The organism is Thalassospira sp. NFXS8, from assembly GCF_040148805.1.
Taxonomy (GTDB): Bacteria; Pseudomonadota; Alphaproteobacteria; order Rhodospirillales; family Thalassospiraceae; genus Thalassospira.
Genome location: NZ_JAGEMF010000010.1, coordinates 1 through 20,298, shown reverse-complemented (window position 1 = coordinate 20,298; position 20,298 = coordinate 1). Strand labels below are relative to the sequence as shown.

Annotated in this window: 14 protein-coding genes; 2 read left to right on the top strand and 12 right to left on the bottom strand. The window is 51.4% G+C overall.

From position 1 onward, the window contains the following. Positions 1-85: 85 nt before the first annotated feature. The 6 genes from J4E05_RS23930 to J4E05_RS23905 form a co-directional block, all read right to left on the bottom strand. Positions 86-2,755 (bottom strand): ATP-binding domain-containing protein, encoded by a 2,670-nt coding sequence (locus tag J4E05_RS23930; RefSeq protein WP_349600995.1) that lies wholly within the window; start codon positions 2,753-2,755, stop codon positions 86-88. A gap of 254 nt (positions 2,756-3,009) precedes the next feature. Continuing rightward, complete coding sequence (locus tag J4E05_RS23925; protein WP_349600992.1) at positions 3,010-3,336, bottom strand: hypothetical protein; 327 nt, start codon at positions 3,334-3,336, stop codon at positions 3,010-3,012. An 83-nt stretch (positions 3,337-3,419) separates the two neighbouring features. After that, positions 3,420-6,590 carry a type I restriction endonuclease subunit R gene (locus tag J4E05_RS23920; protein ID WP_349600990.1) on the bottom strand — a complete coding sequence of 1,057 codons (3,171 nt, stop codon included), beginning with the start codon at positions 6,588-6,590 and terminating at the stop codon, positions 3,420-3,422. Beyond that, on the bottom strand, positions 6,587-6,904 hold the full coding sequence (locus J4E05_RS23915) for a hypothetical protein (RefSeq protein WP_349600988.1): 318 nt from the start codon (positions 6,902-6,904) through the stop codon (positions 6,587-6,589). Before J4E05_RS23915 ends, J4E05_RS23920 begins: the two co-directional genes overlap by 4 nt. Beyond that, the gene (locus tag J4E05_RS23910; protein WP_349600985.1) at positions 6,901-8,112 is read right to left on the bottom strand and encodes a restriction endonuclease subunit S; all 1,212 of its coding nucleotides are present in this window, start codon (positions 8,110-8,112) and stop codon (positions 6,901-6,903) included. The genes J4E05_RS23915 and J4E05_RS23910 overlap by 4 nt, the downstream gene beginning before the upstream one ends. Beyond that, complete coding sequence (locus J4E05_RS23905; RefSeq protein ID WP_349600982.1) at positions 8,109-9,665, bottom strand: type I restriction-modification system subunit M; 1,557 nt, start codon at positions 9,663-9,665, stop codon at positions 8,109-8,111. Before J4E05_RS23905 ends, J4E05_RS23910 begins: the two co-directional genes overlap by 4 nt. A gap of 863 nt (positions 9,666-10,528) precedes the next feature. Between J4E05_RS23905 and J4E05_RS23900 the strand changes: the two genes are divergently transcribed. Together J4E05_RS23900 and J4E05_RS23895 are read left to right on the top strand one after the other, a co-directional pair. Then, positions 10,529-11,125 (top strand): BRO-N domain-containing protein, encoded by a 597-nt coding sequence (locus tag J4E05_RS23900; protein WP_349600980.1) that lies wholly within the window; start codon positions 10,529-10,531, stop codon positions 11,123-11,125. Next, complete coding sequence (locus J4E05_RS23895) at positions 11,092-12,813, top strand: recombinase family protein (RefSeq protein WP_349600977.1); 1,722 nt, start codon at positions 11,092-11,094, stop codon at positions 12,811-12,813. The genes J4E05_RS23900 and J4E05_RS23895 overlap by 34 nt, the downstream gene beginning before the upstream one ends. Positions 12,814-12,957: 144 nt before the next feature. Here the strand turns inward: J4E05_RS23895 and J4E05_RS23890 are convergent, their stop codons facing one another. The 6 genes from J4E05_RS23890 to J4E05_RS23865 all read right to left on the bottom strand — a co-directional run bounded on the left by J4E05_RS23890 (position 12,958) and on the right by J4E05_RS23865 (position 19,999). Then, complete coding sequence (locus tag J4E05_RS23890; protein WP_349600975.1) at positions 12,958-13,551, bottom strand: hypothetical protein; 594 nt, start codon at positions 13,549-13,551, stop codon at positions 12,958-12,960. Between the two features lie 377 nt (positions 13,552-13,928). Further along, positions 13,929-14,429 carry a hypothetical protein gene (locus J4E05_RS23885; RefSeq protein ID WP_349600972.1) on the bottom strand — a complete coding sequence of 167 codons (501 nt, stop codon included), beginning with the start codon at positions 14,427-14,429 and terminating at the stop codon, positions 13,929-13,931. Continuing rightward, positions 14,426-16,183, bottom strand: a complete 1,758-nt coding sequence (locus tag J4E05_RS23880; RefSeq protein ID WP_349600970.1) for a hypothetical protein — start codon at positions 16,181-16,183, stop codon at positions 14,426-14,428. Before J4E05_RS23880 ends, J4E05_RS23885 begins: the two co-directional genes overlap by 4 nt. A gap of 14 nt (positions 16,184-16,197) precedes the next feature. Further along, positions 16,198-17,964: a DUF4123 domain-containing protein gene (locus J4E05_RS23875; protein ID WP_349600967.1), complete on the bottom strand. Its 1,767-nt coding sequence runs from the start codon at positions 17,962-17,964 to the stop codon at positions 16,198-16,200. Between the two features lie 476 nt (positions 17,965-18,440). Continuing rightward, complete coding sequence (locus J4E05_RS23870) at positions 18,441-19,004, bottom strand: hypothetical protein (RefSeq protein WP_349600965.1); 564 nt, start codon at positions 19,002-19,004, stop codon at positions 18,441-18,443. Beyond that, positions 18,992-19,999: a helix-turn-helix domain-containing protein gene (locus J4E05_RS23865; RefSeq protein ID WP_349600962.1), complete on the bottom strand. Its 1,008-nt coding sequence runs from the start codon at positions 19,997-19,999 to the stop codon at positions 18,992-18,994. Before J4E05_RS23865 ends, J4E05_RS23870 begins: the two co-directional genes overlap by 13 nt. Positions 20,000-20,298 lie beyond the last annotated feature (299 nt).

The following is a 20,298-nucleotide window of genomic DNA, read 5'->3' as shown; positions in this document are numbered from 1 at the left end:
CGTATTAAACCTCTTCGTTTCGCTTTCAATTCAATATTGACAAAAAAACAGATAAAGAGCTGAAACTATCGTCCTTCACTTCTCATTACAGCCAGTTCTCAGAGAATAGAGGTGTCAATGGAATCATCTTCGATGGCAGCAAATTTCTGCAAGTTACACCCAAATAAGTGGCAGCCCGGGTCGCCCCGACATAAAGATACTTGTCGAATAAGTCCGGTTCTTTCTCTGCCAGCTCATCGACATCGACAAAGAAGACTGCTTCGAACTCCAGTCCTTTGATATGTTCAACACTGAAGATACGAACTGCACTATCACTGCCCCGCACTTGCCCTTGTGGACAGGCTTGAACGGTCACATTGTTCGGTGCCAACGCGACCTCCAAAGCAGCTGCAAGCTCAAAAATCTCATTTTCAGCATTTACCAACACTGCAATTGATGGCATCGCGCCTGAGAACCGCTCAATTTCGGTAATACGGTCAGCCAACCACGCTGCTTGGTCAGAAGGCACATTCAGAGACTGTATCAAAACAGGAGACAAGCCAACATTCTCGGAAAAGTTTGGTAGTTTGACTTCTGCGGTCAAAGTGCCCGTCGACGACAAAATGTGTTGAGCAAGCTCATGCAGTTTTTTGCTCTGCCGGTAGCCAACGTCAATTGTTCTGATTTGAAAATCAGGCAACACCCAACGCATCTCTTCGGCTGAACGGGTGCCCCAGTTCGTAACCCTTTGATTAAAGTCACCACAAGCAAAGAAAGACCGGATCCGAGGATTACACAGGTTGGCCATACACGAGAGCTGAATCGGTGAGAAGTCAGTAGCCTCGTCAACCAACACCTGGTTCTTGTACAGTCGTGTCATCCTCTCAATCAAACGTCCGGACAATGGGTCATTTTCAATCAATCTACTTGATAGCGCCTCAACTGAATTCGAAGCTTTCAACATTGCGAGGAGGAGGATGTCAACTTCAATGGGGGTTATATCTGTTTGGCTCCCCCCATCTGGAACGTACCAATGCCCTTCTCCCTGACGAATGCGGCGGAATTGGCGATACCTTGAGGGAATACCTTCAATATATTTCGTTGCAGGGTTCACAAGCGGACGTAAAGAAGACTGAATTAGTAGACTACGTCCCAAAACTGAGAGTTCTTTTTCTGCCAATACTCTATCGCCCATCCATGCGACAAGGCGTCCCATCGTACTCTTGGGCGATAATTTCCCACCTCGCGCTTTTGATCTCGCAAGGCTCCGCATCGCGCGCATATAAGCATTTCGAGCCGCCGCCCGCCCCTTAGGTGGTTGATTACCCTCCTCTTCATCTTCGAGCTCTTGATCATAATCCTCATCTTCAGACGGAGTACCTTGAGCTGTTAGGAACGTCGCAATATCATCCAGTAGACCCTTGTCACGGTTCAATTGCTCAGTCAGGCCACGTTTAATTATCTCGTCAGATGACTTTTTAAGTTCACCCACAAGTGCAGAAACTTCAGAAGATATCGCAGTAAACGAAACTAGTGTTCCAGCATCGAGAGGTGTTCGCGCCTCACGAAGCACCTGTAATGCGCGTTCGCCAAGCGCTATGGTTTCTGGCTTCTTCCCTTTGAGTAGCCCTTCTGCTGCTATCCGAATTTCATCCCAGAACTTTTTTTGTTGCCAACCTGAAAAATCATTGAAGAAACTGATTTGATCACTCTCGACATTTGGCAAAAGTATCCCAACGCTAGCGTTCATAACAAAACCCGATCGGAGCGTCGCTGATCGAAGGAACTTAAATTCATTCCGTGCTAAATGGCTACGAAACTCAGACCAGGTATGAACACGACCGTCCGGCGCTGGAATATCTTCCTTGTTAAACGCCTCTCTCACGTAAAGCTTCAAAAGCTCTGTCGGCGTAAACATGATCCAGCTTTGACTATGATCGCGAGACACTAACTGTTGCTCATCACCTTCAAGAAATTCGACATCAATTTTTTGCGCGAGTCTCCTGATTAAGGTAGTTGTTTTACCGGTTCCAGGAGCCCCAAGTAAAAGCAAACGAGCACTAAGTGGCATGCGGAAAATCTCACCTTGATAACGATCAAGGATTAGTTGGTCTCGCAAACCCATTTTGGAGATCACGGCTCTGCGAATCCCCTCTCGAATACCAGCTGCGGCACTTTCCTCTCGAATCAAAGCATCGAGGATGTCCTCATTGAAATCCTCATATTCTGATAATAGTTGACGCAATGAATCAGCGCTCAGAAAACGCTCGTTCTCCAACTGAAACACAACATTATCAGCATCCCATTTTCCATCAGAAAGGAACGGAGAGAATTTTGCGCGCTCGAGGACTTCAAGAGAAACCTCTCTTTCGCCTAACATAACGGTGTATTCATCGCCTACTTCGATTTCTGCAAGAGTACCTAATTTGGAATGATACGTTGTAAATTTTGCTTTTTCACCAGGCAGCGAAGCAGCATATGTGCGCGAGAAATAGTACGTTGTTCTCTGGCCGTCTTCGTCTGCAACAACAACGCGCGCGATCGCTGGCTCTTGCTTTAAGGAGCGATTACCCTCAAGAATCCGCCGAGCAGTATTACCTGCGGAACGGACAGCGGCCCCATCTGTGAAAGTGTTTCTGGCGATTGATATTGTGTTCCCGGACGCACGCTTCTTTTGGATATCCTGCAAGGCGGAGCGTGCAATTTTTTCAAACGTATCCAAGCTTTCTTGGGCAATAGGGCGAACATCATCCGCCACTTCCTTGAAGTTTTCCATTCTCCCCCCCGAGAAATTTATTGCCCTAACAACCGTTCACATTTCGCACTTAGGACATAGTTGTAAACAGTATAGACTTCCGACCTTACGGTTAATGAAGTAAGTCAATACATTCCAATCTATCCGTGAGTAACAAACTGTTACAACCACTATTTCGGGAATATTTGATAGAAAATAGAACACGCAAAACGCCCGAATGAACTGCTTTCCTGGAACATCGACCTCCAAGCTTGATTGCTTCCCGGAAGCGCGTCTCACAAATCTGCCAAGGTAGCCGTGCCTGGACGCTTACCCTCCAGAACAGACAGGAGGTGTTTCAACGTGCGGGGCGGGATCGTTTTGCGCACTTCAACACGGCGGCCATTGCACCGGGTAATGATGATCCGGGCAATCCTGGTTTCCTCAACCAGTTCAGATAAAAAGGCCTCTTCCGGACAATCAGTAGAATTATCCGCAACATCCTGTCGGTCCGTCAGCGCGACCGGCACAAAACCGGGACGGCTATCTGCCGAAAGACCATACTGTCGACGCCACTTGTTCAGGATGCTGCAAGCAATCCCTTGCCGGGCCGCAAATTCCAACACAGACACACCAGAGGCAAAACTCGCGACAATAACACATTGCTTTCCCTCCGTCGTCAGACTGCTCCTGTGGATGGAAAATGTCAGTGAAGTATGGAGTAAATGCTTGCGCCTCCGCCTTGGTAAGAACTGAAGATATGAGCGAATGCGGTATGGCATTTATCTTCGTATATCGTCTCGTCGTATACTTCTGGAAGGCCACGGTCCAGCTCAAGCTCGATAGCCTGCCTCACAGCGCCTCTGGTGGCTGCTTTATCACGCCAATCCAGAACCAGCTTTTCAGCCTTAAGCTTCTCCAGCAGGCTCTTACAGACCTTCTTGACCTCTTCTCGTTGCTTGTCGGTCAATGCCGGTTCTGGTTGCGTCAGGATGTCAAAGACAGCGAGTTCTTCCTCAGTCAGGCCCTCACGCATGGCGCGTTGGTCTTCTTCATTGGTTGATGCCGCAAGGTCGAGCAACTGGTCGAAAAGCTCATCAATGTTGGCGCTGCCGGAGTTGTATCTTGCAATCAGTTTTTCGAACTTTTCGAGGAAGTCAGCGCGTGAAGGATTAAGCTTTGCCATCTGGACCAGCTTCTCGTTCAGCAATGCCTTCAGCTTCTCTGCCTCGGTCCGTTTCCGACCCTTGGCGAATTTTTCTTTGAGCTTCTCGAAGTCGATCTTGCCGAGGTCGTAAAGCTTTTCGTCAGGGGTTTCCTTGATAAGGTAAGGAATTGGTGCGACAGACCGGTCGAGCAAATCTTCAACCTGGTCCATGACCTTTGATATGTCGATTGCCGGTGCCAGCGACTTGATCTTCTGGCCGAGAACAGAAATCAGAACAGCATCAGCAACTACTTCTTTCGCCAGCGGGTCAGGTAGAATTGCTCGATACACTCGCGAAATGGTTGATGCCATGCCAAGGAAGCCGAGCTTGGTCTCCTCATCCTTGATCAGTTTCTCGACACCTTCGTCTAGAAGGGCAACCTTTTTAAAGCCTTGAGCCTCCTTGATCGCGTTGGGTTCAATTTCCTGCTCAACCAAGAAGGCAATGGCATGGGCAATCAGGTGCTTGAGGTGTTCGACAAGTTCACTCTTGTCCTTGATCGGTTGCTCACCATCGCTTCCGACCTCGCCGCCATAGATCGACAAGGCCTCCTGAAGCTTCCTGAAGACGCCGACATAGTCGACAATCAAGCCTGCTTCCTTACCCGCATACTTGCGGTTTGCTCTGGCAATCGTTTGCATAAGGGTGTGGTTCTTCATCGGCTTGTCGAGATAGATGGTCGAGCAAGATGGTACATCAAATCCTGTAATCCACATCGCGCAGACAAACACGAGACGAAGGGGATTGTCTGGATTTTTGAAATCTTCGTCGACTTCTCCATCAACCAAGCGCTTGCGGTGTGGTCGAATGTCGAGACCCTTTGCGGCCATTTCGTTGACTTCATTCTGTCCCTGTGAGACCACCACCGCCATGTCGGTATCTTGCATCCGATTAATGGTCATCTGGATGGCTTCACGTTCTTCCTCTGGTACAGTGGGCAGCTTGTCTTTTAACCGCGTCAGGTGGCCCTTCCAGTGGGCTTGAACCTTGTCATACATCTTGATGGCTGTTGCCTTGTCGATGCAGACCATCATCGCCTTGCCCTGGTGTCCTCGACCTGTGAAATGCTGCACGAGGTCTTCTGCAATTGCCTCTAGGCGCTCGTCGCGGGTAATCAGATGATATTCCTTGGCGAAAACCTGCTGAACCTTGCGTTCCTGATCGCTGTCCAGCTCGGCATCTTCAAGAATTTGTTGAAGGTCGTCTGTCAGGTTCTCGTTGGTAAGCTGAAGCTCGGGAATACGGTTTTCATAGTACAGAGGCACCGTTGCCCCATCTGCAATCGACTGACCAAAGTCATAGACCGATATGTAGTCACCAAACACCTCTTTGGTCTTCTCCTCGCCCGCAATCAACGGAGTACCTGTAAAGCCAAGGAATGCCGCATTCGGCAGTGCAGAGCGCATGTTTAGCGCCAGCGTGTCATATTGCGAACGGTGGGCCTCGTCTGTAATGACGATGATGTCTTGCCGGTCTGACAGCTTCGGGTAAACCTCACCCTGTGCCGTGCCGAATTTGTGGATGAGTGTGAAGACATAGCGGTGGTCTTCGGTCAGCAATTGCCTCAGATGGGCGCGACTGGTCGCATGGGCTTCTGCCTCTGTGACTGCACCGGTGGCCGCAAAGGTTTTGTATATCTGGCTGTCCAGTTCTTCTCGGTCGGTAACGATCAGGAAGGTCCAATTACCGGGAACGGTGCGCAAAATCTTCTGCGTGAAGAAGACCATCGAAAGCGACTTACCAGACCCCTGTGTGTGCCAGAAAACCCCGAGGCGACCGGCTTCATCATCAGGACGTTGGCTGACTTTCTCCAGCTCCTTGATTGCTTTGTTAACCCCAAGGTACTGATGGTTCTTCCCAACTTTCTTGATCAAGCCACCCTTGGCTTCCTCAAACACCGTGAAGTTTTCAACGATGTCCAGCAGGCGTTCTGATGTTGCCGTCCCCCTGATCATCGTTTCAAGGGAAACCACACCGGTTTCACCTTCGTCGTTTATGCGCTTCCACTCAAAGAAATGCTCCCACGCGGCAGAAGTGCTTCCCATCACGCTTTTGGAGCCGTTGGAAAGCATCAGGAAGCCATTGTAGGTGAATAACTGGGGAATGGCGTTGCGGTAATCTGTGAGGTTGCCGTCGTAGGCCGCTTTCAGCGTGTTGTGGCTGGCTTTCAGCTCAATGAACAACAACGGAATACCATTCACAAAGCCGACTAAGTCACAGCGACGATTATACAGATCACCACGTACCCAGAACTGAGACGCCAGGAAGAAGTCGTTATTCTCCGGCGTGTTCCAGTCGATCACACGGACAAGCTCACTGGTCGGTCGTCCGTGTTCATCTTGAACCTCAACCCGAACCCCATGCTTCAGCAGCCCATAGATTTCCTGATTGGCGTTCACCGCAATCATGGTTGAACGATCACGGGTCAGCGTTTCGATTGCCTGGTCAAATGCATCATTGCCGAGCTGCGGATTTAACCGAACCAGAGCCGAGCGAAGGCGGGCGGTTATTACCACTTCATGATCGTTCTTTCTGCCCTCGCTGGACGCACCATTCGCCCACTCACCATAAAGGTTTGCAATCTCCCAGCCCAAATCCCCGAACAGGCGCAGAGCATCTTGTTCAAGCGCGTCTTCAGAATATTCATAGGTGGGAGATGGAGGTGTCATGGGCAGAAAAGCTCCCCTCTTGCATTGCAGTTGAATTTCTCAATGGTGCGGCTGGTTTCATCCTCAACCTCAGAAACTTCTTTCTTGGTTTGTCGGATAATGCAGCTTGAGTATTCATTCATATCTGCAACGTACTGCTCGACTTCGCTTTTGCAGCTTTGGAAAGACCAATCATTGTCAAAAGTGCCGTAACCATCAATGCAGTATGGGGCGTCCGGTCGGTAGCATGTCCGATAGTGCGCGTTCGCTTCGGTAGCGGCAATAATCCAACCGATTTGGACCAGAAACAAAAGTGCAACCAAGCTTTTGGTCATGCAGCCTCCACATCGACACGTACTTCCGCATTACTAACGTCGATTTCCCCTGAAACTAGCTTCGGCAGCAAAATGTCACGCTGAGTGCGGAGGTTTCGGTTTTTCCCGGTCAACGACTGTATGAGTTTGAACAAAGGTGCGACAATGTATTCGAAGCGTTCTAAGCAAGGAGCACTAGGCTGAACAATCATTAATTCTTGTATTGCCTCTGTTCGTACGCGCTGTCGTCCGGTTGCACCAGACATGCTTTTGATCGCTACGTCACGAAACCGGTTTGAGCGGGCGAGCAGATATACATATTGAGGACATAAGGTGCGTGACCGCAGGACAATAAATTCTGTTGAACCGCAAGCCGTGGGTTGCTCTTGGGGTAGAAAATCAACGAAGCCGGTTTTGCCATTTTCAAGGCACGGCGTAATTCTCGCTACGAGAGTATCTCCGTTCATAAACTTCGCTCCGCTATTGCCCGTTTTATATTCGGCGGCGGCAATGTTCATACCAGTTTCTGATAAGGCCCCCATTGGCACGAAAAGCTTCTCGCCATCCTTTGGAACCTTAGTTCGCGGATTAATTTCAACTGCTTGGTCAAGTCGAACTACATCCCACCCCTCCGGCATCCTTCCATCTTCAGTGTCGATGAACGTCGCCTCCTCATGCCCAGGGAAGCGGAAATGCACGAACCATTCCTCGTAGAGCCGCCGAGCCATTTCTTCCAGAATTGCTATGCGTCGCGTGTTGTTCTCAATCAGGTCGTCGTAGGTGGAGAGGATGGAGGCGATGCGGCGCTGAGTTCCATAGTCGGGCAACCGAATAGCCATACGTTTCAGATTGGCTTGGTTTAGCTTCGGTTGGGCTGCGCCTGTCACGTAACCAGAGATGTTCGTATCAGCGAACCAATGTTTCAAGAACTGATCGTCAGCCACTCCCTCACGACCTCGAATGATGTGAGCATGGTTATTCACCCAGAAACGACCAGTTGCAAAAAATGCTATCGGCAGTTTACGGCTATTGAGGTTCTCTCCGTCCTCAGCAACCAACAAGTAGCGCCCCTCGAAGATGTAGTCGTCGATGTGATCAACTACACCTGATGCCCCATAGTACGAGTAAGGCCCCTGACGTGCTGCACGTTGTCTGGAATTGAGCGGGATGCGTCGTGAGTCGTAGAACTCAACGATATCCCCAATCGTTGTCTCTTCCCACTCACTCACGATGCAGCCTCCAATACGGTGACCACATTCTCCGCGATCTGGCTTTCCAGTTCCCGCGCTTCGGCGTTGAGGACCTCCAGTTCCTCGTTAAGTTCTTGCAGCCGTTCGGTGAAGTCCACGTCCTCGGTTTCTCGCGCTGACGCGCCTACATAGCGACCAGGGTTAAGCGACCAGCCTTGAGCTTCAATTTCCGCTCGGGTTGCTACCTTGCATAGTCCAGGGACATCTGCGTAGCCGCAATCAAGGCCCTTTTCAGTCAAAAGGTTTCTACTGCCTTGCTCTTGTTCGATGGGTTCGCCGCGATAAAGGCGCACAATATTTGCCAAGAACTCGATCTGCTGCGGCGTGAAGTCACGATGGGCGCGGTCGATCTGGTTGAAGATATGCCGTGCATCAACAAACAGGACCTTGTCTTCATTGTCTTTACCGATTTTACCCTTGTCGAAGAACCAAAGGGTGCAGGGCAGGGTGACGGTATAGAAAAAGTTCGGACCAACCGAGACGATCACATCCACTGCACCGCTTTCGATCAGCTTTTGTCGGATGGTTTGTTCCGAACCTCTGGCATCACCAGCAGAGTTTGCCATGACAAAGCCCGCTCGTCCGGTTTCGTTCAAGGCAGTATAGAAAAGCTGTATCCAAAGATAGTTGGCGTTGTCCGTTTTTGGCAGACCGAGTGAAAAGCGAACGTCACCTTCGAGCCGTTCCTTGTCCACGCCCGAGACATTAAACGGTGGGTTGGCCATGATGAAGTCGAACCGGCCACCAAGCTTGTCGACCGAGTTGTGCGGGTCTTCATAGAAGGTGTTGGCCACACGCACATCACCGGACAATCCGTGAACCGCGAGGTTCATCTTGTTCAGGTTGACCGTGGTCTGGTCTTTTTCCGTCCCGAAGATGGAGATTTCATCCATCGCGGATTTGTGGTGGCGTTCAACGAAGTCAGCCGAATGCACGAACATGCCGCCCGACCCACAGGCTGGGTCATAGATGCGACCATGGTAAGGCTCGATGATTTCGACAATTAGCTTCACGATGGCTTCAGGGGTATAGAATACACCACCCTTCTGGCCTTCTTTCATCGCGAAATTGCCAAGGAAGTATTCGTAGACCTTACCGAACGCGTCACCTGAAAGATCAATCGGTGACAGCAGACGCAAAAGCTCAATCAGGACCTTATTGTCGATGCGGGTATAGTTGCGCGGAAGAGCGCCTCTGAGGTCGGGATTTTCCTCCTCAATCGCCTTCATCGCCTCGTTGATGGATTTACCGATATTGTCGCCCTCGGTCAGGGCCTGGAGATACGAGAAGCGGGCTTCGGGCGGCAGGAAGATGACGTGTTCTGCTTCGTAGTCAGCCTTGCTGATCTTGCGGCGACCACCTGACCCGATGGGACCGAGCTTGGCTTCGGCTTCAGCATATTTCTTCTCAGCATAGCGCAGGAAAATCAGCCCTAGGACTGGTGTTGAAAACTCTGCGGGCTTCAGGTCAGAGTTTGCCCAAAGCTGGTCCGCTGTCGCCCAAAGGCGTTTTTCGATTTCCCCGTTAACCACTGCAAGTTCCTTGTTATTAAGTAGTCTTGTTAATTCTGATAAAACTATAGGCTGCCGTTGACAGCAATCTCTAAATATACGAGCATCTCAACACACGCTCCCACTAGGGGTCATTGGACCTCTGTAGCTCAACTGAACAGAGCGCCCGAATTCCAATCGGTGGGGGGGGGGCGAATCCCCCGGTGCGCATTTTATTTTCCTCATCAAAACCCTTCAAATCGATTTAACAGGTTGCTTACTGAAGACTTGTGCCTCCGCCCTACCGCGAAGCCTCAACATTCTCGGACCGTTGAGTGCCTTTACTATTTGCCCGAAGCTATCAACGCCTTCAGAACGAATGTTTTCGATAAGCAAGACTTGGTCCTTGGCTCCTGCGGAATTTCCTCTGCCAGCACATCTTAATGCGGTTGCCCCTTGAGACTGAGGAAAAGGCGAACCTGCGTCTACCCTAGGATCCTATAACTCTTTTAGCCAAATCAAACGAAATTAAAACATAACGAATAAACGATTTTTATGCATTGAGCATGGCTTGCCATGCGAATAAGCAGGATGCCCATTCGGGCTGTGTGGTGGGCCCACCACACCTATCCTGCCCAGACCAACGACAGGGGAAAGTTGTGCAATCTCTGGCACACTCTGGCACAAACTGGCAATCTCCGTCAATCTCTGGCAATCTTGGGCAATCACTGGCAACATATTGTAATTGTTGTATTTTTATCTATACCTATTCTTGCGGAAATATACGTTTTACCCCTTGCGCATAAGTCATTTCATCGCGTAATCAAAAGAGTCGGAATGCTCTTGTCTCAGAGCACTTACAACCTCTGCGGATAAAACGCGATGGCTTGACCAAGGATCACAACATGAATGAAATCATACCGTTCAGCTTTGAAGGTGCTGAAATTCGTACTGTCTACAAGGATAACGACCCGTGGTTTGTTGCCATGGATGTTTGCAAAGCGCTGGGAATTGGAAATCCCCGCAAGGCAATCCAGGTGCTCGACGATGATGAAAAAGATGACGTAACTTTAAGTGACGCCATCGGGCGGCAACAGGAAACGAACATCATCAATGAAAGTGGCCTCTACATCCTGATCCTGCGCAGTCGGAACGCTTTGAAGCCTGATACATTACAGCATCGTTTTCGCAAGTGGGTTACGAACGAAGTTCTGCCTGCAATCCGCAAGACCGGAGCCTATCACCCTGCCCCGCACGCATCTTCAGCAGCAAGCAATGACCAGCAGGAACTGATCGAGGCGCTGCGCGACAAGATCGCACTTCTGGAAGAAAACCGTTCATTGGTTAAAGACCGCAGGGTCTCATCGATGTTCGTCGGCGTGGCACGCCAGCTTTTTGAAAAAACCAACTTCCCGGACGACACCATTGCTGAAATCCTTGCCCCGGGCATCGGAACCCGCATGCCTGAATGGGTCACCTGGCAACGCCGCCGGTACCATTGACCCGGCCTGAAATACGCCTTCACCTTCCCGGCCTCGTGCCTTTTTCTTTATCCTTCCCCGAAACGAGGCCAGATTTGAGAGCCGGAATTTACGCACGCCACTCAACCGACAAACAGGAAACAAGCACGCAGGACCAGATCCGGCTCTGTCAGGAGTTTTGCCAGCACAAGGGCTACGATATAGTCGAGGTTTATCATGACGAAGCCATGTCAGGAGCCCACATCGACAATCGCCCAGGTATTGCAGCCTTGCTGGTCGGCGCGCTCAATGATCGGTTCGATCTTGTTGTGACAGAAGATCTCAGCCGCATCAGTCGCGATCAGGCCGATACGGCGAACTTCTTCAAGAAAATGCTGTTTTTGGGCGTGCCTGTCGAGACGATCAATGAAGGCCTGATCAACGAGCTGCATATCGGCCTCAAAAGCACGATGAATGCGCTCTACCTTAAAGACCTCGCATACAAGACACATCGGGGTGTGATTGCAGCGGTTCTGCGCGGCGGCGTGCCCGGAGGAAAGCTCTATGGTTATGATCTGGTCCACGCACTGGATGAGTTTGGCGAGCCCATACGCGGCAAGCGCACCATCAACCCGGAACAGGCCGTGATCATCCGCGAGATTTTTGAATATTATGCTCAAGGCCGCAAACTCAAGCATATCTGCGATGATCTGAACCACCGGGGCATTGATGCCCCGAAAGGCGGCAAATGGGCCCCCTCCAGCCTTGTTGGCTCCTTTGTCCGCCAGACCGGCATGTTACGCCAGACGCTCTATAACGGCACTGTCACCTTCAACAAGATGCAATACCGCAAGCACCCGGAAAGTGCCCGTAGGGTCTCGATCATTCGCCCGGAAAGCGAATGGATCACCGTTCCGATCCCCGAACTGGCCATCATCGATCAGGACGTCTTTGCCAAGGTGCAAAAAGCCCTCGATATGCGGTCAAGCAAACACCTGCAACGCAAACTCGGCCCCAAGGTGACGACAGAGGAAGAAAAACGGGAAATCTCGATCAAGCGATCAAAGGAATGGCGGAGAAATCAGGCGATCACGACAAAACGCTCCAATGCCGTTTTTGGCGGCAAGCTGTATTGCGGAGAACATGGCCACAAAATCACCGCGACCTACGCCAAACACTATTCCTGCCCAGTCAAAGGCTGCCATAACCGTAGCCTGAATTACGATCAGATTATGGCCCTGGTCATCGATGCCATCAGCGATCTTGACCAGGACACAATCCGCGATCATTTCGATGATAATAAAATGACAACCACCCGGACCCATCACGAACAGGAGATCATCCGCCTGAAGGCGGAACTGGAAGCCTTACGAGCCAGTGTCAATAAAGTCATCGAGGCTCTCGGGCCGGATGCACGCTCGCACGACATCCGTGCCTTTTTTGACGACAAGTCGGAACTTATCCACCGAACCAAACTGGATATCTCTCGCCACCAGCGCGAACTGGCCGAAACAACGCTCCCAAAAAGTCTGGATCGCATTATCCAGAAACATACCAGTCTGGTGGCGAGACTGCGGGTCTGGTCGCGGGATCCGGAAGCTGTGGTTCCGTTACGGCGCGTTATCGAAAAGCTGACAATTCATACATTCCGGGACCAGGCCACCAAAACATGGCGGCAGGAATGCAAGGCGACATTTGATTTTAACGCCCTGATTGCGAGCGAGAAATAAAACACGCCCTGAACTGACAGACCATGACAACCGGCAGGATCCTGCCGGTTTACTACCTGGCTTTTAACAGACCGCAACGCTGCGCATTCCGGGTCAGAACAAAGGGAACCGGCAAAATGTTGCCGGTTCCCTCATCAATGCCAATCAGAACTGAAATCCGATTTGTCCTTTGTCGTTCGTCTCTGTCAGAACGCCCTGAAAGCTGGTGCAGGACGCTTGCACAAAGTCAGGCAAAGAAGTCGCCCGCCTCTGCCGGTATTCGAGTTCGATATTCATCATCACCTCGGTCTCGGCATATTTGCAGAAAATTGCGGCGGCGGCTTCCTGAACACTTAGCGGCGGCCATTGTGCATAAAAATGCGAACGAAAGCCGGTCTCGGAAATGAACGGCAAACCAAGGTCGATGGCAATAAAGCCAAAGCTGCTGCATGTATCGAGTGGGCAGGTGAAATCGACCAGTGCCCGGCCATGTTTGGTTTCCAGAACAAACAAGCCGTTCTGGCCCCAGTGCGGAACCTGACCTTCTTTGGCCGCAAGAGCCGCCGTGATGGCTGTTCCGGCCCCGTCTTGGGCAAAACTGCCAAAGCTGCCCTTTTCGCCATTGGCCGCAACAATCAGGGCCTTAAAATCCTGTGCAGCCTTCTCTGCGGTCGCGCCATCGTTCGCCCTGACGGCGGCATCAAATTCACGGGCAATATGATTGGCCGTCTGAATATCGTTTTCTGTTACCTTGCGCATTGTTCTGGTTCCCTTAATGACAACAGGATGGCCGATGTGGCCGGTTCAACTTCTTCCCGTCGTCAAAAAGGGGTGAATGCCGTCAAGCTGAATATGGGATGTTCACGACCGTTAAGGCGTGAACCGGGACCCTGATTCTGCTTTACGGCAGAGGGCGCAGCCCTTCCTTTGGCCGACCCGCAAGTTCGATGTCGAAATGATACCTGGTACGAGCCTGATTGGTATTGCCGCTAACTGTTAACCCGGTTCACAACACGCAAGCTGGCAACACGGTTGAATTCTTTGACCTTGTTTGTCACCAGTGTGAGACCTTCGCTGCGTGCATGACAGACAAGTTGCACTTATCATTTCCACTTAAGCTAACCGTTATCGATCAATTAAAGGGTCCGGTATTTAGCCCAGGGATTTGCTATTTCTTGCAAATACTTAACAAATGCTTTTTCCCTTGGACCCTCATAAACCTGAAACCGATCGTAAATTTTTAAGTGAATATCGTACAGATAACCCACAGGAGACGGGAAAATATCACTTTGGTATATATCAGCCAAGTAATTGTGCCAAGCTCGGTGAATTCCGCCAATTCCCGAAATTATATAAAAAGCCTCATTTACCTCACATTGCCCCAACGATTTTTTATAATTTTGGCTTATTAATTTTAAATGATCTATTCCTTTACCTTCGAAATAAACCATGGCTTCTCTTACACTTCCTACATCATCTGGATGCCAAAGTGGGGCATTTGCGCCTTCAACTAATGGCACACCACGTTCCACAAACGCTTTCAAATGAGAAACTAAATCCCGCAACTTGGACGGGTAAACCTCCAGGCGCCGATCTGCCTCAGAAAACAATTTTATTTCTTCGTTAAACTGACTCATAAATCACACTCATCAATTTTTCCGGCTTGTCTTAACGAACGCAACGCATCTGATGGAGCATTCCATTTTGTATACTTAAATCCCAATAGCTGCTTTTCGGGAATGGCAGGAGTATCCCGGTCTAACTTGGGAAACCACAATTGTTCTCCGCCACCATCCAATATCATGTCTGGATGCAAAGCAACTGCATCATGTTTTGTGGCATCGCCCAAATCCTGAGGCCCAATAGGCCCGATCAAGGCAGCCGGCGGAGGAGGAACTTTTGCGACCATATAACCTCCCCCGCGATTCCAGTCATTTGAAACAGCGTCACGAACACGCCATGTTTGTTCGTCATCGGGTGGTGCAGAGCGGCTCCAAAAAGCACCGCCGATTTGATCTTCCTTGCCAATTACTCTATATATCTCGGTCGAGCCATCCTTCGTGAAATCTTTATAAAATGGCTTTTCTCCAAATGTTTTCAGAACCTCCAGGAAAATAGGCGCAGTTTCAGGCTCCTGTGCAAACTCACGAAGAGAATCTGGGAACTTTGGATCAGCAAGAAGGTCTTGACGCCAGCGAACCACTTCTACTTCCCTTATTCTTCTAATTTTTGCACGATCTGCCTCGGTTATTTCTCGTGCGCCTGGCGTCAGAGCCGTATCCTCAAACCCTTCACGCCCCATATGGTTCTGGAAGCGTCGATATACCCCATTATCCAAAATGGGCTCTATGACCCGTCTTACGATAATGGATTGACCAGGTAGCACAGCATACGCCTTTGTGGCAAAGTCGGTCACAGCCCACAATATCCGCTTGCGAATTGCAAGAGCAGCCGCTTCAAAACGGCGGCTTGCCATACGACGAACTTTTTCGATGGTTTCAAGCGTATCTTCGACAAAGCCCGGGGTGAGGTTCTTCAGCAACGAAACCTTTTGCGCTGTCAGATCAAGAAACTCGTCAAACTTATGCGCAACAAACCCGACTTGATCGACCACATCATCGGCCAGTTTAGTGACAAAGCGATAGCCATTCACCCGCATGCCGGTGCGGTGCAGAGCCTTGTTGATATAAACCAGCACCCGCCCCATTTCCGAGGCGTTCTTCCAGATGATCTTGATCACCCCTTTCGCCAGTGACCCCAGCGACGGCACAAGCCCGATCAGGCAGGCAAAGACACCCACCCATACGCCGATTTCGTCGTAACGCTTGTCCCGAATCAGCAATTTACTATTGGCAATAAGGTCACGCAGATCAGCCACCTGATCGACCACCGGCACGGCGGTGACGACGGCATTGGTAATGATCTGGCTGGTAGACATATTCTCGTTAAAATCACCCTGAAGAGTCTCCCAACTCCACTGAGCACCAGAGGCAATACTGGAGGCAACACTCTCTGTCGCCCGTTCCAGCCAGGTGCGTTCATCTTCAACCGGGGCGGGTTCTTCAAACGGCACCGGCTCAGTCGGATCGTCAAAGAAAAAGACCTCGACCTCGCCGTCATAATCACCCAGATCGACATGAATATATTTATGCCGGGACAGCTCGGTAACGGTCAGCACCCCTTCGGTAATGACCTCGCCGCCGGGCTCCCCGCCATTGGGCTTTTGCACCACATAAGTCGTATCGGTGACAGCCTGCTCATCTGGATATTCATAGCGCAGATGAATCCAGTTGCCGTCATGACAATGCTGGCACCCATCCGCGGCCACCCGCCCCCCTTCGGAAGAGGCCAGCGCCTGGGCTTTTTGATATTCGTTTGTAATCTGGTTCATGTCATTCATACCTGTCAGGCGATATCCAGACGACGTAAAAACTCGATCTTTAACGGTTCAAACAGCCGGTCAGGCGGCTGCTCTGCAAACAGACCGGCAAGACGGGTGTGCAATGGGTCATCAAGAAAAAAGGGCGTGAAAGCCAGAGCACAAATCAGATGCGCGACCTGTTGGTCTTCCGAAATGAGCCCGCGTTTCTCCCTCGCCTCCCGGCATTGGATGACAAATTCCCCGATATGTTCTTCGGGCAGCAACGGCGTGGATTTTTTAATCACCTCATCCGGGCCGGAAAGGTCACCTGCTATCCCCTGATCCAGCAATGGCAAAAGCTGTTTCAGGGCGGCATTGGCCATCAGGATGTTGGGAAAATTGTGGTTCTGAAAGGCTTCTTCAAACTGCTGGAGCCGGACCATCGGGCTTTTGAGGATATCATCCAGATATGACCGCACAATCGGACGCACCCGGGCATCTTGCAAGAAATATGTGCCGTGGAACCCGGCCATGGTCGCGAGTTTGGCAATCTCGTTGCGACGCAAGAACCCCTTGTCCCGGAGCTCTTTTGTCACAGTCTCGATCATTGTGATGACAGGGTCGACAATCTTAACCTCCAACCGCTCAAAATGACGCGGAGCGACATTAAACAACTTCTGACCAAACTCCGTGGCGAACCGGTCCTGACGTCGCCGTCCCAGTCCAGCCCGTTTTTCGGCGGTCAGAATGAAGGATGTCTTCTCGACCTCACGATCAATCCGGGAGGAAATTTTAAACAGGCTCTCGCCCACCGGCGCATATATCGCCTGGATCGGTGGCTGCTCACGGGGATGAAGTAACCCGGCCACATCTTCACGCTCATGTTTGACCAGGGAAAACAGATTAACCGTCTCACGGGGTTCCCAGAAGCGCAGGTAATACCATTGTTCCTGTTCATCACGCACACGGGTGAATTTGCGAAAATGAGACTGGATCTCGTCAATATCGGCACGCGAGCGAATATAAATCGCCGGTTCGCGGTGCCAGAGATGCCGGGTGGTCGCCTGTGCGTTGGCATTGGGATCATGGGTAAACAGGATGCGGGTGAAGTCCGTCTTCTGATCCAGCTCGATCAGATAAGGCGCGACATCGCCAAGTTCGATGGCGGCCTTGCCCTTGAACATGCAGCGCCAGGGCATACCACAGGTTTCAATGGCACTGGCCCCGCTTGTCAGTTTGGCAGCATCAATTACGGCATAGGTTTTAAGCGGCGGCACATTCTCAAGGCCATCATAGAAAGCAATCTCTGCTGCTGTTGGTTCCACCTCCCCGAACAGCGGCTCAAGCAGACCATCGGGCACTGTTTTGCGCGGATGCACACCGAACTGGTCATCAAGCGGCTCAATACCGGGTATCTCTTTAATATCGAGCCACGCAACCGGTTCTGTTGTCGCCGTAGTATCGCTGGCAAGCAGCCCCAGTTCGACCGGATGTTGGGCATAGACATGGCGGGCCAGATCCAGCGCTTTCTTTTCCCGGGCATGGCGCACCATCCATTCGGTGGCTGGCATTACATTTTCGGCCCAGAGCAGGCGAAGATGTGCAAGATCGCCACCTTTCTCCGCAAGATGCGCGCGCAACACAGTTTCATAGGCGTCACGACCATCGGCCCAAACAGCGGCCACGCCGGTCAGAGTTTCTGTCACGGTTGCCGTATCATTGCCAAAACCGTCCTCAGTATCGACGTCGCCTGAAGGATCGCGCACAAAATGACAGTGCCCCAGCCAGGGCTCCACTTCCGGTGCTGTCATCTCACAATCCTCATCAGGCGCGTCCTCACACAGTTAACCCTGCCACACCCTTTTGTGTGGCAGGCTAGACCATGCCAAAACCCTTTGAGCAGAGTCCCCCGCAAAATCGCCAAATGCGTGTCATGAGTGAAATTCTATTAGTTGATTGATTTTGAAAACAAATTTCAAAAAATCAAAACATATGCCGCGCCCTTGTTTCAGGCGGATTTTCGCCAGCTTAAGCGGAAATCCGCCCAAAAGACCGAACTCAACCGGCAGAATCCTGCCGGTTGCGCCAATGCGCAATCTCGGCTTCAAGAGATTCCATGACACTTGCCCGTTGTGCCGTTTCCAGAGATGCAAGGGGGTCACTGCCACAGACCAGGACACCGGGTTGCCGATCTTGCATCTGGTCCAGCTAGACAAGCTGCGTCTGCAACGCCTTTTTCTCAGCTTCGAGGGTTTCAATTGCTTCTCTTGCATAGGCTGTGATGTTGTCATCCTGCATCCCGACCTCCCAAAGCTGGCAGCACACGCTGCACCCGATCCATAAAAACCCGCTCCGCCTTGATTGCACTCCAGGGCAGCATGTATTCGTCAAACGGTTTCGCCAGATCGCCCGCGCTCAACTGCACCAGAGACGGATCCACACAATCGCGATATTCCGTTGCCTTCAAACGCTGATCGATCTCATGGACTTCATGCAGCACGGCTTGCGGCCACGGCCAGTCAAGGCCCGCCAGAAGGGTAAAATGCCGCCGGATCGGCAGAACGATTTCGGTTTCAAAACGCTGCCAGACGCCGAGCCGGCGCAGGGTATTTTTGACCGGCGTGATAATGTCGCCGGTATCAAATTCCTCAATGTCATGCAGCAGCGCATATCCCGCTGCTTGCGATGAGGCCAGATCACAGGCCTGCACACAATGCTGGGCCACCGTAACCTCGCAGGCCCCGTTCCAGCGCCGGATACACGCCAGACCTGCGGCCTGACGCCTGAGAATCTCAAGGCGTTCTTCGAAAGACGGGGGAATGTTTTGAGTGGGGGTGATCAGTTCAAGCATGTCACACCTCCGGTCACAAGCCCGCGTCGTGCGGCCTGCCGGGTGATCTCGGAAAGCAAATGATTTTGCACTGTATCGCGCGCGCAACGATTACGGGCGACCAGTTGCAAAGCATTGCCGATGACAGACGCCCGGATCTGTGACAACCATGCGCGGGGATGGCGACAGTCTGGCAGATTGCTTTGAGCAATAACGGCGCATATCTCGCGCCATTCAGCCGGATCAGAAGCATCACATATCGGTGCAGAAGCGGATGCGTTGTCTTCTGCGCAAGCCTCTGGCTGTATTCCATCAAGCACATCCAGAATGACAAGCCGTGAAGGCCGTTTCCCCTTCTGTTGCAAACTATCAAGCTCCAGCCTGACGGCATCCACGCCAGCCCGTTCAATCGCTTCATTCACTCGCAGACAAGCATTGGCCAGCGTCCAGGGCTCACAACACAGCCGCTGCCATTCCCTTGCTAACATCAAACAATGATAATTGACGGCAGGAAGGACGGTGGCACCCGTGCCGGAAACGGCAGGTGCCTGTTCCTTTTCATCCGTGTTTTCTTCTTTATCCGTGTTCTTCTTATTGGAACCGGCACCCCGTGCCGGTTTAACAGCGGAATCTGATGCCGGTATGAGGGAACCAGATGCCGGTTTAGCGCCAAGATCGAGCAACTGATAGGCATTGCGATTCCGCAACCGCCCAACCGCCCGGCGCTGCTTGGCAACCAGGCCAAGCTCGGATAACCGTTTGAGCGCCTGACGCACCTTACGATCTGACAGGCTCGCCTCACGGGCAATGGTTTCAATTTTGGGAAAACAGTTCTGTGTGCGGTCATTGACATGCGACGCCAGAACAACGGCGACGCAGATCTCGGCGGTCGTGAGATCAGGATGATCGAGAACCTTTGTCTGCACCCAGTGCCAGCGGGCAACGGCAGACGTTCCGACCGGTGCTGAAGGCTCAGCACCCGCGCCGGTTTGCGCGTCGGAAATGGAAGATGTCATCTATGATATCGGCAGAGTCCACACACCGCATTTGCACTTGACAAAGCGGTCCCATCGCCTAAACTTTGCCTCATGTTTCAGCGAGGGCGAAGTTTAAGCCTTTCCAAGAACCCGTTGGTTGCAGCCGACGGGTTTTTTCTTTATCTACTTGAAAATTCTAGGGAAAATGAAACTCGGAAGTGCCGCCTCCTCTGTTAGAGGCATGCACCCGAACTTTTTCTCTTGTTTCGCGAATCCGTCGAGTCTATATCTCAAAAATCAACGGATCGGAAAGAGTGGTTGCGGGGGCCAGATTTGAA